At 63.3% G+C, this 13,546-nt stretch carries 16 protein-coding genes; 9 read left to right on the forward strand and 7 right to left on the reverse strand.

Going from position 1 to position 13,546, the window contains the following annotated elements; translation table 11 throughout:
• Positions 1-48: 48 nt before the first annotated feature.
• Both PHAMO_RS09315 and PHAMO_RS09320 read left to right on the forward strand, forming a co-directional pair.
• Complete coding sequence (locus tag PHAMO_RS09315) at positions 49-645, forward strand: NMCC_0638 family (lipo)protein (protein WP_002728714.1); 597 nt, start codon at positions 49-51, stop codon at positions 643-645.
• Complete coding sequence (locus tag PHAMO_RS09320) at positions 642-1,265, forward strand: NMCC_0638 family (lipo)protein (RefSeq protein ID WP_002728716.1); 624 nt, start codon at positions 642-644, stop codon at positions 1,263-1,265. Before PHAMO_RS09315 ends, PHAMO_RS09320 begins: the two co-directional genes overlap by 4 nt.
• 19 nt (positions 1,266-1,284) lie before the next feature.
• On the opposite strand, the gene PHAMO_RS09325 is transcribed toward PHAMO_RS09320, so the two are convergent.
• The 4 genes from PHAMO_RS09325 to PHAMO_RS09340 all read right to left on the reverse strand — a co-directional run bounded on the left by PHAMO_RS09325 (position 1,285) and on the right by PHAMO_RS09340 (position 6,371).
• Positions 1,285-1,860, reverse strand: coding sequence for a D-glycero-alpha-D-manno-heptose-1,7-bisphosphate 7-phosphatase (locus tag PHAMO_RS09325; protein ID WP_002728718.1), 576 nt, complete (start codon positions 1,858-1,860; stop codon positions 1,285-1,287).
• Positions 1,826-3,112 (reverse strand): RsmB/NOP family class I SAM-dependent RNA methyltransferase, encoded by a 1,287-nt coding sequence (locus PHAMO_RS09330; protein ID WP_002728720.1) that lies wholly within the window; start codon positions 3,110-3,112, stop codon positions 1,826-1,828. The genes PHAMO_RS09325 and PHAMO_RS09330 overlap by 35 nt, the downstream gene beginning before the upstream one ends.
• Before the next feature lie 3 nt (positions 3,113-3,115).
• Positions 3,116-4,693: a hypothetical protein gene (locus tag PHAMO_RS09335; RefSeq protein WP_002728722.1), complete on the reverse strand. Its 1,578-nt coding sequence runs from the start codon at positions 4,691-4,693 to the stop codon at positions 3,116-3,118.
• A gap of 94 nt (positions 4,694-4,787) precedes the next feature.
• On the reverse strand, positions 4,788-6,371 hold the full coding sequence (locus PHAMO_RS09340; protein ID WP_002728724.1) for a lysine--tRNA ligase: 1,584 nt from the start codon (positions 6,369-6,371) through the stop codon (positions 4,788-4,790).
• Positions 6,372-6,636: 265 nt separating this feature from the next.
• Here PHAMO_RS09340 and PHAMO_RS09345 point away from each other — a divergent pair, with 265 nt between their 5' ends.
• A complete protein-coding gene (locus PHAMO_RS09345; protein WP_002728726.1) occupies positions 6,637-7,833 on the forward strand; it encodes a M23 family metallopeptidase in 1,197 nt (398 codons plus the stop codon).
• Positions 7,814-8,308 carry a bactofilin family protein gene (locus PHAMO_RS09350; RefSeq protein WP_040566610.1) on the forward strand — a complete coding sequence of 165 codons (495 nt, stop codon included), beginning with the start codon at positions 7,814-7,816 and terminating at the stop codon, positions 8,306-8,308. The genes PHAMO_RS09345 and PHAMO_RS09350 overlap by 20 nt, the downstream gene beginning before the upstream one ends.
• 46 nt (positions 8,309-8,354) lie before the next feature.
• On the opposite strand, the gene PHAMO_RS09355 is transcribed toward PHAMO_RS09350, so the two are convergent.
• Positions 8,355-8,657 (reverse strand): hypothetical protein, encoded by a 303-nt coding sequence (locus PHAMO_RS09355; protein WP_002728729.1) that lies wholly within the window; start codon positions 8,655-8,657, stop codon positions 8,355-8,357.
• A 147-nt stretch (positions 8,658-8,804) separates the two neighbouring features.
• On the opposite strand from PHAMO_RS09355, the gene ccmA reads away from it, so the two are divergent.
• Positions 8,805-9,482 carry a heme ABC exporter ATP-binding protein CcmA gene (gene ccmA / locus PHAMO_RS09360; RefSeq protein WP_002728730.1) on the forward strand — a complete coding sequence of 226 codons (678 nt, stop codon included), beginning with the start codon at positions 8,805-8,807 and terminating at the stop codon, positions 9,480-9,482.
• Complete coding sequence (gene ccmB / locus PHAMO_RS09365) at positions 9,479-10,144, forward strand: heme exporter protein CcmB (protein WP_002728732.1); 666 nt, start codon at positions 9,479-9,481, stop codon at positions 10,142-10,144. The genes ccmA and ccmB overlap by 4 nt, the downstream gene beginning before the upstream one ends.
• On the opposite strand, the gene PHAMO_RS09370 is transcribed toward ccmB, so the two are convergent.
• A complete protein-coding gene (locus PHAMO_RS09370; RefSeq protein ID WP_002728734.1) occupies positions 10,145-10,621 on the reverse strand; it encodes a bacteriohemerythrin in 477 nt (158 codons plus the stop codon).
• 206 nt (positions 10,622-10,827) lie between these two features.
• On the opposite strand from PHAMO_RS09370, the gene PHAMO_RS09375 reads away from it, so the two are divergent.
• From PHAMO_RS09375 to PHAMO_RS09385, 3 genes are all read left to right on the forward strand, one after another.
• On the forward strand, positions 10,828-11,622 hold the full coding sequence (locus PHAMO_RS09375) for an MlaA family lipoprotein (protein WP_002728736.1): 795 nt from the start codon (positions 10,828-10,830) through the stop codon (positions 11,620-11,622).
• On the forward strand, positions 11,619-12,269 hold the full coding sequence (locus PHAMO_RS09380) for an MlaC/ttg2D family ABC transporter substrate-binding protein (protein WP_002728738.1): 651 nt from the start codon (positions 11,619-11,621) through the stop codon (positions 12,267-12,269). The genes PHAMO_RS09375 and PHAMO_RS09380 overlap by 4 nt, the downstream gene beginning before the upstream one ends.
• Before the next feature lie 78 nt (positions 12,270-12,347).
• Positions 12,348-12,956, forward strand: a complete 609-nt coding sequence (locus PHAMO_RS09385; RefSeq protein ID WP_002728741.1) for a TetR/AcrR family transcriptional regulator — start codon at positions 12,348-12,350, stop codon at positions 12,954-12,956.
• A 39-nt stretch (positions 12,957-12,995) separates the two neighbouring features.
• On the opposite strand, the gene PHAMO_RS09390 is transcribed toward PHAMO_RS09385, so the two are convergent.
• Positions 12,996-13,436 carry a phasin family protein gene (locus PHAMO_RS09390; RefSeq protein ID WP_002728748.1) on the reverse strand — a complete coding sequence of 147 codons (441 nt, stop codon included), beginning with the start codon at positions 13,434-13,436 and terminating at the stop codon, positions 12,996-12,998.
• Between the last annotated feature and the right edge of the window lie 110 nt (positions 13,437-13,546).

The raw sequence follows: 13,546 nt of genomic DNA on the forward strand, positions 1-13,546 counted from the left end.
ATCGGCCCGGACTTGAACCGGACGGCGGGCTGTGGTCTGCTTTGCCCCATGAGAAAACTTCACAGAGCCACCACGGCCGGACTGGCCGCGCTGCTGCTCCTGACGGGTCAAACTCAGGCGGCACCAACACCAGCATCGGACAGCGGCGATGTCGCGGCGCGAACCTTCTTGCTCGGCTGCGTCGCCTATGCTGGCGATTACGCCAAACTGCGCGACCATCTGCGGCCAGGGCAAGACATGTATCTGCCCGAGCTTTCTCCCACCGATGCCGTCCCCTTCCTACAGGGACGCGAAGGAACGGTCTGGGCCCGGCCCGACGCCGGAGTCACCCTGGCGCTGCTGAAACCCGACGAGACTTGCGTTGTGTTCGTGCGCAAGGTCTCGACCGAGGCGCTGTTCCGCCGCCTCGAAACCGGCCTGCGATCAAGCCTCAGCAAATCCTTTACGGTCCGCACCGCCGGAGAGGAGACCAAGGGAGCGATGCGGTCTCGTTTCATCGATCTGATCCCGTCCGGGTCTTATCGCGAAGACCTGATCAAGCTCTATACGACCGAACCGGCCGGAATGCGGGTGGTTCTCACCACCTCCGAGACCGCGAATCCAAATCTTCAGGCCATCATCACCCTCGGAACGAGGTCCCCATGAGGCAGAAACTCGTTGTGACGCTGCTGGCGCTGCTGTGCTCCGCCCCGGCTTTGGCTCAGACCGCCCCCGTTCTCGATCCCGCTATCGTCCGCGATCAGACCAGCCGTCTGGCCACGGCGGTTCTGGGGCAGATCTGTCTGCTCAATATCGGTGATACCGCCGCTGCCCTGGCCGCGGCCGCGCCGGGGGGAGAATTCGGCTTTATCGAAGCACCGCCCGACGTCGCCAAGGCGCTGCTCGGCGAACGCAATGGAAATGTCCGGGTGCTGCGCCGGGCCGGATTGGGTGTTATCTCGGTGGTGATCCCCCAGGACGGCCAATGCTCGGTGATGGCTGAATTCGCCGATGCCGCCGCCCTGCGGCGGCATCTGGACGCGATGATCGAGCGCGGCGGACTGAAGGATGGCGGGTCATTGCTCCCGCTCGATACCCGCGAGATGGAGGGGATGACCCTTACCGATTACGTCTTCAATCCAACGGGATGGTTCGCCAAAATCCTGGCGAAGCGCTTCGGCACCGACGGCAGCGCCCCGGTGGCGCTGGTAACCCTGGTCTCACCGCCCGGCCGCGCCGCGATGGAAGCGGTTTTGTCGGTTCGACTGTCACGCGACACGAAATAGGCTGGAACCGTCCCCTGCTCTACCCGATCAGCCGTTCGATCTCCGCCACCGCTGCCGGAAGATCAGCGACGACATAATCGGCGCGCGTCGTCTCGACCGCAGACATGCCATGGCCGGTGCGGACAAGAAAGCTGATGGCACCGACGCCATGGCCCAGTTCGATATCGACTTCCTTGTCGCCGATCACGAAAGCCTGGGCGGGATCGAAGCAATGGTCGGCAACCGCCTGACGGATCATTCCGGGGCGGGGCTTGCGGCAATCGCACGCCTCATTGGGACCGTGCGGGCAAAGATAAAGCCCGTCGATATGCGCGCCTTCGGCTGCCAACAAGGCATCAAGGCGGCGGTGTATCTCCGCCAGCCGGGTTAGATCGAAATAGCCCCGCGCGATACCCGACTGGTTGGTGACCACCACCACTCCCAGCCCAAGCTCGTTGAGCCGTCGCACCGCCACCGCCGCGCCGGGATACAGTTCGAGTTGATCGGGATCGGACAGATAATGCTTTTCGACGTTGAGGGTTCCATCGCGGTCGATCAGAACGAAGCGGCGGCCCATCGTCTTAGACCCGGCGCAGACGGGCGGCGAAGAAGGCATCCATGCCCCCCTTCTCTCCCAAATGACAGGGCAGCGTGCGCAGATCGCCTGCGGGAGTGATCAGCTCACCCAGCCCGCCAACCTCATCGGGACGGATCGGATCACGCACCAGCGGTGCCCCGGCGGCCAGCGCCCGTTCGACCTGATCGATCCCTTCCTGCGGTTCCAACGAGCAAACGCAATAGATCAGCACCCCGCCGGGCGCGAGCAACGCGGTCGCCGCATCGAACAAACGAGCCTGGGCCGCAGACAGTTTGGTGACGTCGGCCGGGCTTTTATGGCGGGCGACATCGGGATGGCGACGCAATGTTCCGGTAGCGGAACAAGGGGCGTCGAGCAGCACCGCATCGAAGGTCTCGCCCGGACTCCAGGTGGCGGCATCGGCGGTAACGATGGTGGCGGACAGCCCCAGCCGGGCCAGATTGTCGGACAATCGCGCCAGTCGGGGAGCCGAGCGGTCAAGCGCGGTCACCACCGCCCCGGCCGAGGCCAGTTGCAGCGCTTTCCCCCCCGGTGCGGCGCATAGATCGACAACGCGCTTTCCCCGCACATCGCCGAACAGCCGCGCCGGCAGGGCGGCGGCGGCATCTTGAATCCACCACCCGCCCTCATCGAACCCGGCCAAGCGGGACACGGCACCGCCGCCGGTACGCCGCAGCGATCCGGTGGGGAGGATTTCAGCCTCCAGCCGAACGGCCCAGCCCTCGGGATCGGCGGCAACGGTGATATCGACCGGAGCCTCGGTCAGATGGGCGGCAGCGATGGCGTGAGCGGTCTCGTCGCCATAGGTCGCCGACCACGACCGCCACAGCCAATCCGGCGTGTCGAGACGAGGGGCATCCTGCGCCGCGATCATCTCGGCTCCTTCACGCGACAAACGGCGCAACACCGCGTTGATCAACCCGGTGAACCCGGCCATCGGAGTGTGCTTGACCAGATCGACAGTCGTCGAGATCGCCGCATGCGGCGGCAGATCGAGGAACAGCAATTGGCAGACACCCAACCGAAGGGCGTGGCAGGCCAGAACGGCGCGCGGTCCAAGCGGACGATCGAGACACAGCGCGATCAGCGCGTCGATCTGGCCCAGACGGCGCAACGTGGTGGCAAGCAGCATCCGAACGAAAGCGCGGTCGCGCTCCTCCAGATCCGACAGGCGACGATCTTCGAGCATTTCGTCCAGCAGACGATCACGATCGAGGACGGCGGAAAAAAGTTCAAGAGCAAGGGCACGGGGAGTCGGCTTGGGCGCCATGGATTACCTTTTTCGATCGTCAAGCCAATGCGGCTCGACCACCGAACGGGTCTTGCGGCTTTCGGCCAGTTTACGGACATGGGCAAGGTTGCGCGCCGCAACCTTGGCCGGGCGCTTCGCGCCATGGGTGTGAAAGACCTCCAGCGCGGAGGACAGGGCCATCTCGGCCTCGACCAAATGACCGCCCCCCTCGGAATGGCGGTCGAGCAGGAACAGAGCCGAACCCAGGGTGTTCTGCGTTGCCGCCCAGGCCAGCGGGGTACGGTCGCGGCTGCGGATCTCCAACACAGAATTGCAGGCATCGACCGCTCGCTGCAAGACCTCGGTATTGCGGAGCTGATCGCCATAGACTTCCAACACCTGGGCAACGGTATGCATCACGTCGGCCCAACGCCCCGGAGTCTCGGTACGGGTATAGACCTGAAGCGTCGCCTGGAGCGCCTGAAGCGCCTCGCGCAACAACTCGGTCTGTCCGGTCATCAGATCGAGCCGGTACAGAGCCGTCCCCAGCCGCATCTGCGTCGCGGCCCACTCCTGCGGCATCACGGCGCGAGGCAATGTTTCCGCCGCCGAGCGCCATTCGCGAATCGCCTCTTCCAGCAAAGGCACAGGTTCCTTGGACCGGTCGGCCTTAGCGGCAACAACGGCGGCGATGTGGCGATGGATCAGCCCGCCTTCCCACCCCGCATCGGTACGACCCAGCCGTCGCTCGGCCTGACGATAGGCGTTGGCCGCCTTGTCGGCCCACGTGACAGCCTGCTCCGCCGGAGCAATCGCGGCGGCGGCGGCAGCAATATGGCCAAACAGCATCTGCACCGAACGCTGCTGCGGCATTGTCATCTGTACCGACGGCTTGGCGGCCATCGGTTCGGCGGCAACGGCGGCGGGCAGCAACAAACGGCGTAACGCCGAACGGCGCGGCTCGCTTCCCGGATCGGTGGCGGCGAGCAGCGCGGCAAAGAGTAAATTGACCACCGGCTCGGACAGATCAAGGGGCAACTCGATGCGGGTGGCGGGACCGAACCGCTCCTCGTCGCTGGCGGCGGTGGCCAGCCGCAGACGATAACCGTCCTTGGTCAGGTCGCCCCACAGCAGCAGGTCGGCATCCTCTTCAACGACAGCGTGGCGAGTGTTCATCGTCACCGCCGCGACCAGCCCCGGATCTTCCAGCCCATCGAGCTGAAACAGCTTTGGCAGCGCCTGAACCTTCAACGCGGTTCGCGCCGCCAGGGCCTGGTTGAGTCGGGAGGCTCCCGATCCATCGGCATCGTTGCCCAACGCCGCGACGAGAACGGTCAGAACGGGAGGATCGGGCTGCGGCACCGTGGGCTGGGCCACTGCGGGAGATTTGGGCCGCAGCAAACCGGTCAGCATTTCCAACAGGCTTTGCCGCAGCGTCCGGGTCAGATCGGTCGGCGCGGAGGTCGCCAGCGGCGGAGGGCTGGCACTGGACTCGGGACGAGCCGACTCGGGGCGCGCGGGAGCGGAAGCGGCGGGCGCACTGCCGCCGGTCTGTCCCGCCAGCGCACGCGCCCGCTTCAGCCGTTCAGCCCGTTTGTCGCCGTCATCCTCATTGACCATGGCGCTACCCTATACGGCACCGGCGCGGTGGGGGCAACCGGCCCGGCTCAAAACAGGGCGATCGCCATCGGCGACCGCCCCGCCGCAGTGAGGCTTAGATGGCTTCACCGTTGATTGCCTTGTCCAACAAGGCAATGGTCTCGGGAACACCGTAGAGACGGATAAAGCTGCCCAGGCGCGGCCCCTGCTCGGCCCCCAGCAGAACCTCGTAGCACGCTCGGAACCACGCCTTGAGATCGGCAAAACACGGGCGCTTGCCGATCTCATAGACCAGGGCCTGAAGATCTTCGGCCGACGCATCGGCAAGCAAGGCCTCCAGCCCGGCCTTCAGTGCGGCAAAGGCTGCGGCCTCGTCCGCCGTCGCGGCGCGATAGCGAAGCGACGGTTTGACGAAATCGCGGTAATAGGCGATCGCATAGCCGACCAGCGAATCGAGGATCGGCGCTGTTTCCGGGCTGGCGCCGGGGACGTAGCGGCGAATGAAGCCCCACAAAACCGAGGGATCCTCGGAATGGCAGACGCTGGCGAGGTTCAGCAGAATGCCAAAGGTCAGGTGGGCGGCCTCGCTCGGCGGCTGGCCGTTATGAATGTGCCAAACCGGGTTTTCCAGCCGTTTGGCCTCATCCTCGGCCGGGAACTTGCCCAGGAAGGTCAGGTAATCGTCAACCGCGCGCGGAATGGCATCGAAATACAGCCGCTTCGCCGCCTTGGGCTTCTGGAACATGAACAAAGCCAGGCTTTCCGGCGGAGCGTATTTCAGCCAATCCTCGACCGCGAGGCCGTTGCCCTTCGACTTCGAAATCTTCTGCCCCTTATCGTCAAGGAACAGTTCGTAGGTCAGGGTCTGCGGCGGCTGGCCACCGAGAATGCGGGCGATCCGAGTTGACAGTTCGACCGAGGGAATCAGATCCTTGCCGCTCATCTCGTAATCGACACCGAGCGCGACCCAGCGCATACCCCAGTCGGCCTTCCATTGCAGCTTGCACTTGCCGCCGGTCACCGGGGTTTCGACCAGGGTTCCGTCCGTATCGCGGTAGATGATGGTGCCGTCGTCGGGCCGGGTTTCGACCACCGGCACCTGCAACACGATCCCGGTCTTGGGACAGACCGGCAGGAACGGCGAATAGGTAGCGCGGCGTTCCTCGCCCAGCGTCGGCAGAACGACGTTGATCACCTCGTCATAATGACGCAGCACGCCGAGCAGCGCCTGATCGTAGCGCCCGGACTTATACCAGTCGGTCGCCGACTGGAATTCGTACTCGAAGCCGAATGCGTCGAGGAACGACCGCAACCGGGCGTTGTTATGATGGCCAAAGCTTTCGTGAGTGCCGAACGGATCGGGAATAGAGGTCAGCGGCTTGCCGAGATGGCTGCGCACCATTTCCTTGTTCGGGATGTTGTCGGGCACTTTGCGCAGGCCGTCCATATCGTCCGAGAAGGCGAACAAACGGGTGGGAATCTCGGGGGCCAGCAGGGAAAACGCACGCCGGACCATGGTGGTGCGCACCACTTCGCCGAATGTGCCGATATGAGGCAGACCCGACGGGCCGTAACCCGTCTCGAACAAAACATAGCCTTTATCCGGTTTTTTTCCCTGCAACCGTCCGTCCAACAGAGCGCGGGCTTCCTGGAACGGCCAGGCGGCGGCGGTACGGGCAAGGTCGCGTAGATCGGGCATTTTCTAGAACTTCCAGAAGACGGATAAAGCCGGAGACGATATTCCCGCCGGGCGGTCACGTCAATCGTCAGCCCCGAAATCGGTGGCACCGTCCTATTCTGACACCGATCGATATAACGAAGAAAACATTCGACTTGCCCGGATCAGGAGTTCTTACCTATAGGTTAGCATTGGAAGGCTGACTACACTGCACTTTCCCAAAGTCGGATCGGCGTTGCCAACTGGCGGTCGGCGGCCCGGACTGTAACAAGGGGGGCTGATCAAGGTGGGGGACCAGCGAGCGATCCGGGCGGTCGGACAGCGCTTTAAGGCGGTTCGTCGCGCCTTCGTCGCCACCGTGCCCGAGTCCCGAGTCCTGATTCGCCGCGCCGATGGCACGGCGGTACAGATCGCCTTGGGACGGGGACGACTGGCCGCGCTTGGCGCTGCCGTGGTGGCCTGCGCGCTATGGACCACCACGGCCACTCTGATGCTGATGCGTCAGCCCGAAGAACTGATCCAGCGCGAACAGCGGCTGGAGGAAATGCTCTCCGCCACCCATACAGCGCAGCAGCGGCTGATCGCCTCGCAGAAGATGGTGGCCGACATCACCCGCGAAGTCGATCTGGTCCAGTCCAGCCTGATGGCTCTGGCCGAATCCAACGCAGCCCTGGTCAAGGGCGCACCTGAGACGCAAAGACACGCTCCGCTCCCCGCGCCGGTTACCGATCGGGCACAAATCGACGACCCGCCCGCCGAATCCGAGGTCCGTGCCGTGCGCGATCAGGTCCGGCGGCTGGAAACCTCGCTGGAACGGCTGCGTCTGGCCTATGCCCAGGCGGTACAGAGCACCAGCGATGCCGCCACCGCCCGGATTGCCGATGCCGAACATTCCCTGGTCCGGCTGGGAATCGATCCCGGACGGGTCATTCAACCCCATCGCCCCGAGCGGGGGCGCGGCGGGCCGTTCGTGCCGATCAACACCATGGCGACGAGCGAACCCGGCCTCAACAACCTGCTCGACCGGCTCGACCGCTGGAGCGGGGTCAAGGCGGCGATGCAGACGATGCCGCTGGGCGATCCGCTTCCGGCCGAGTATGAGGTCAGCTCACCCTTCGGCCGCCGCAACGATCCGCTCAACCGTCGCACCGGCGTTCACGAAGGCGTCGATCTCACCGCGCCGTTCGGCACCCCGGTTCACGCGACCGGCGAGGGACAGGTTCTGTTCGCCGGGCCATGGGACCGCTACGGTCTGGCTATCGAGATCGATCATGGCGGCGGAGTCACCACCCGCTATGCTCACTTGTCCCGTATCCTGGTCCGCGAAGGTCAGCACGTCAGTCGCTCGACCGTGATCGGACTGCTCGGCAATACCGGCCGCTCGACCGGCCCCCATCTCCATTACGAGGTCCGTCTGTCAGAAGTCCCGCGGGACCCCCTCAAATTCATCGCGGCAGGTGACCATGCTCTCAAGATTTGGTAAAGGCGGCAACGGATCGTCGGCACGCAAGTCGTCAGGTAAAGATACACTTTCGCTAATCGGAACCGATGTTCGCATCGTCGGCAACATCACAACCGAAGGCGAAATCCAGATCGACGGCCAGCTTGAGGGCGACATCGCCTGTAGTCGGCTGCTGATCGGCGAATCCGGTCGTATCACCGGCGAAATCACCGCCGAAACCACCCAGGTTCACGGTGAGGTCATCGGCAAGATCACCGCCGGAGCGGTGGTGATCGCACGAGCCGGACGCATTACCGGCGACATTATCCATGACAGCATCGAAATCGAGGCCGGAGCGCAATTAGAAGGTCGGCTGATCCGCAAGTCAGGGCATCACCAGACCCAGCCCGCTCCCGCCTTGGCGACGGCCTCCGAACCGGCCCGGCTGGCCCCTCCCCGCAAGGAAAAGGACAAAGCCGCCAACGGGGATCTGTCCGCCGCCGCCAGCACCGCGTGAGCGGCATAGCGGAGCGAACAAATCCCGCAGACGAAGGTGGATGGATCTAGCGGCGGAAAGCCGAGCGACGCCAACGGCGCGGACGGTGGCGGCAGACCAAAGACAGGGTCACGCCCATGGTGCCGACCACAACCCAGGCAGGCAGGTCGAGGACCATTGCCTGAACCGTATCGAAAAGGGTACGACCGGTTTCGGCGGTGTCGGGGGCATGACCGGAAAGCAGCAAAACAAAATCGGCGGTGATCAGCCCGACATAATCGGCCGGGCCTAAGGCCATGACCGCATCGGCCGATGCCATGATGACGGCGAGACCGACCAGCAGCCACCCCGTCACACGTCCGAAGAGCATGATTTCCCCCTGGGCAAATCGAATCATATTATCGTGATGCCTGAGGTTTGCTCCGACCCGGAGACAATTTCAACACCTTTTCCAGGGCATTACGCATGCGTAATGTACGGGTGTAATCGCCTCTCGCCAAGGCGACGGAATTTTGCCATGGTGCCGACCATGAACGCCCCCGAATTTCCCCTTTTTCGCGGTTGCAAACTGGCCTGCCGACGCGGCGGACGGCTGGTGTTTTCCCGTCTCGATTTCACGCTTGAACACGGGGGCGCGCTTTTGCTGCTCGGCCCCAACGGTTCGGGCAAATCGAGCCTGCTGCGCGTGCTGGCCGGGCTGCTGCGCCCCTCCGAAGGGCGGCTGGAATGGAACGGGCAGACCCTGGCCGACGATCCCGAAGCACATGCCGCCAGAACCCACTATCTGGGGCATCACGACGCGATCAAGCCGGTCTTGAGCGTCGCCGAGACCGTTAGATTCTGGGCCAGACTGCACCGAACCGAATCCGCCCAGGCCGATCGCGCCGCCGACGCGGCAATCGAGCGCTTTGGCCTGGGTCATCTTGCCGACATGCCGGGGCGGATGTTGTCGGCGGGACAGAAGCGGCGGGTCAATCTGGCCCGATTGCTGGCCGCGCCCTGCCCGCTTTGGCTGATGGACGAGCCGACGACCGCACTTGACCGCGCTTCAATCGCGGTGTTGGAGACGGTTCTGGCCGAACATCGCGCCACGGGAGGAATGGTTGTGCTCTCAACTCATGCCGACATCGTTCTGCCGGATGCCGAGGTTTTGACTCTCGACCGCTTCGCCCCCGCTCCCGAAGGCCTGTCATGACCCGTTTCTTCGAAGTGGTTCACCGCGATCTGCGTCTGGCGCTGCGCCAGGGATCGGACAGCGTGATGGTGGTGACGTTCTTCATCCTGACGGTGATTCTGTTCCCCTTCGGTCTGGGGCCGGAAACCAACCTGCTGGAGCGGGTGTCCCCCGGCGTCCTGATGGTCACCGCCCTGCTGGCCTCGATGCTGTCGCTCGACCGGCTGTTCCAGGCTGATTACGAAGACGGATCGCTGGAATTACTGGCGATGTCGCCAATGCCGCTGGAACTGGCGGTCGCAGCCAAGATGCTGGCTCACTGGCTGACCACCGGCCTACCCTTGATCGTCGTCGCGCCGGTTCTCGCGGTCCTACTGCACCTGCCCGCCGACGGCTTTGCCCCCCTGCTGGCGGCGATGGCGCTCGGCACCCCGGTCCTGTCCCTGATCGGCGGCATTGGCGCGGCTCTGGTGCTGGGGGCACGGCGCGGTGGCGTTCTGCTGTCGCTGCTGATTTTGCCGCTTTATATTCCGGTGCTGATTTTCTCGGTTGGCGCGATCGACGCCGCGATCCAGGGGCTGGACGCGGGACCGCACCTTCTGATCCTCGGTGGCGTTATGATCGCCGCCCTGGCGCTGTCGCCCTGGGTTGCCGCCGCGGCACTGCGTCAGGCGGTCGAGTGATCAGGGGCCGAGGCGGGGCCGATGATCGGCACCGTCGCGGCGGCGGGAAGAATACCTGCGGCGCTTGTGGTTGATGGCCTCGACATAGGGGCGCATCTCGCTATCGCCCCGCGTGATGTGGAAAATCATCCAGGTGGCAAGCGAGTCGCCCAGGGTGCGCAGGATGCCAAAGCGGATTTGGTCGCTTCCATCGGCGAAATGCTTGAGCACGGCATCCAGACGCTTCAGCAGCATCTGATGACCAAGGCGGTGAGCCTCGATGTCAGGAAAACCGATGCGACCTTGCAACGCCTCTTCCCGAACGAAATGACCGAAACAAAGATCGCGGAGCTGGGAAATGGCCGAGACAATGGCTTCGCCATCACTCAGGCCGGACGTGACTGTTTGCAGTCTACCGATCAACGCCATCATCGCACGATGATCGGCATCAATCTCTTCGTCGCCAATCGCAAACGAATCATCCCAGGCGATCGACATCGTTTCCTCCCGACCGATACGTTTACGCCTACTTTGTTACCATAGCGCGTCATGCCCTCCCCTGGGAAGCTCGATAGTGATGGGTCCGGGTCGCGGGCCTTTCCATCTGGATTGTGATGGGTGATAATAATAGAGTTTCGTATATATTCCGATTTCTCCATCGGATTTCCGGTTCCTTCCGCCATGACTCTAGGGGTTTACCAACGATGACCGCGCGCCGCTCCAGCCAAAGCACCGCTGCTCGCATTGCTGGCTCAATCATCGCATTGGGCCTTCTGGCCGGATGCGCCACCCCGCCGCCGGAGTCCGACCCGGAAGCCCTGGCCGAGTGGGAGCAAGTCAACGACCCGCTGGAGCCGATGAACCGCGAGATCTTCGCGTTCAACGAATTTCTCGACACCTATGCGATCCGGCCGGCCGCCGAGGGCTACCGCAATGTCGTGCCGCAATTCGGCCGCGACCGGCTGCACGACGCCCTTGAAAATCTGAAATCGCCGCTGGTGTTCGCCAACGACCTGTTGCAGGGCGAGACGGATCGCGCCGTTCAGACCTTCTTCCGCGCCGCGTTCAACACCACCTTCGGCCTGCTGGGCTTCGTCGATATCGCCACCGAAGCCGGTATCCCCGCTCATGAAGAGGATTTCGGCCAAACCCTGGCGGTGTGGGGCATTGAAGAAGGGCCGTATCTGGTTCTTCCCCTGTTCGGTCCGTCGAATCCGCGTGATGCCTTCGGCACCGCTGTCGAATGGTACGGTGATCCGGTCGATCTCGTTCTGCTCAACATGGGGTATGATTGGGCGACGTGGACCCGCAGCGGGATTTCCGGCCTCGACAAGCGGGAACGGCTGATCGATACGCTGGATGACATCAAGCGCACCTCGCTCGATTATTACGCCTCGTTGCGCTCGCTCTACCGCCAACACCGTACCGCCGAAATCGCCAACGGCCGTAACCAGACCCGGTTGAGCACCACCTCCACTTCGGGAGCGTCGTCGCGATGATCTCCCGCCGTCCGTTTTTGCTGGCCGCTCTGGGAGGCGTCTCCCTGTTGGTCTCACCGCTTCGTCTCGCTGCCGCCGAAGCTCCTCCGGCTGATCCGGCCGTCGCCTTCATCAACCGTCTGGCCGATACGGCCATGCAAACGATGGTCGGCAAGGGCGTTCCGGATCAGGAGCGGGCGTCCCGCTTCCGCACCCTGTTCACCACCGACGTCGATCTGGTCGAGATTGGCCGCCGGGTCCTGGGCCGCTACTGGCGTACCGCCAGTCCAGAGCAGCAGCAGGACTTCTTGCGCCTGTTCGAGGATATCGTCGTCCTCACCTGGTCAACCCGCTTCAAGGATTACGGCGGCGACTTGCGCCATGCCGTCGTTGGTTTCGTCGATGATGGCGATCGTGGCCTGACGGTCACCTCGCGGGTCGAACGCGACCATCAGCAGCCGATCATGCTGCAATGGCGGCTGAAGCGGACCGAGGGCGGGTTCCGCGTCGTCGATCTGATCGTCGAAGGCTCGTCGATGGCCGTCACATATCAGTCGGAATATGCCTCGGTGATCCGGGCCAACGGCGACCGGATCGACGGGTTGCTGAATGCCCTGCGCTCCAAGGTCGCCGATCTTCAGTCCGGCGCCGCCGCGCCGCGCAACTGATCTCGCACGATCCCCGGTTTCTCCCCTTCCCAATACTGAACCGTATGGTTTAGTTTTGGGAAGGTATATGGAGGAACAATGACCGAGTCGATTCGCTGTCCCCGACCATCGGCCAAGCGCGACGCCATTCTTGACGCCGCCTGTGCCGTGTTTTTAGAAGTCGGGTATGCCGCTGCCAGCATGGACAGCGTTGCCAACCGCGCAAGTGTGTCCAAGGCGACGATTTACGCCCATTTCAACGACAAGGATGATCTGTTCGGCGCTGTCATTCGCATGCGCTGCGATCGCAACCTGAACCTGACCTCGGTCGATAGCGCGCTCGACGCACGCGACACCCTGACCGTAATCGGCCAGCGGTTTCTGAATCTACTGCTGCAACCCGATTCGTTATCGATGTATCGGCTGGTGACCGCCGAAGCCCCGCGTCAGCCCGATCTGGCCCGTGCGTTCTATGAATCCGGCCCCGGCACCAGCAAGACCCAGATCGCACAGGCGATATCCGATCTGGGGCGGCGCGGCCTGCTGAACGTCGATGATGCGTGGCAGATGGCCGACCTGTTCATCGGCATGCTGCGCACCGACTTGTTCATGCGCACGTTACTCGGCTTGCCCCAAACCAAAGAGCGCACCGTCGATCAAGCGGTTTCTGCCGCTGTCGAAACGATGCTGCGGGCCTTTGGACCTTAACCCCCCGTCCAAGACGGGGGGTGGGGCAGGTTTTGCCGGCTAAGCCTTGGGCGATGCCTTCGTGAAGGCCTCGCGGGCTTCATCCAGGCTCTGGCTGAACCGCTTGTTGAGCAGATCGAAAGCGTCGGAATTGGCCTTGGTGATCAGTTCGGCCAGTTCGCGGGCATTGACCAGAGTGCGTTCGAACGCATCCTTAGCCAGCTCAGCCTGACGGGCCGCCTTTTCGTGCGGAGCCCCTGGTTCGACGATATCCTTGGAGAGGTGGGTAACTTCGTCGATGGCCTGCCGAAGAATTTCGACCTGACGCTTAACGACGTTCTGAAGCCCTTCGAAGGCCAGCTTGTTGGCCTGGGTCAGCGCCTCGATATTCTTGCGCTGGCTGGCAACGATGGTTTCGACATCGACACCGGGAACTTTGAAGTCGCCGAGATATTTGCTGACGTCAAAATCAAAAATGTTTTCGGACTGCTTCGCGGCCATGCTGTCACCCTCCATCCGCTGCACGATATTGCAGTGCAGCGAAGAGTGCCAAACCTGTACGGCCGAGTCAACAAATGTCACCCCGCTGCGTACATTTCCCTAATCATTTT

The sequence above is a fragment of the Magnetospirillum molischianum DSM 120 genome (assembly GCF_000294655.1).
Lineage (GTDB): Bacteria > Pseudomonadota > Alphaproteobacteria > Rhodospirillales > Magnetospirillaceae > Phaeospirillum > Phaeospirillum molischianum.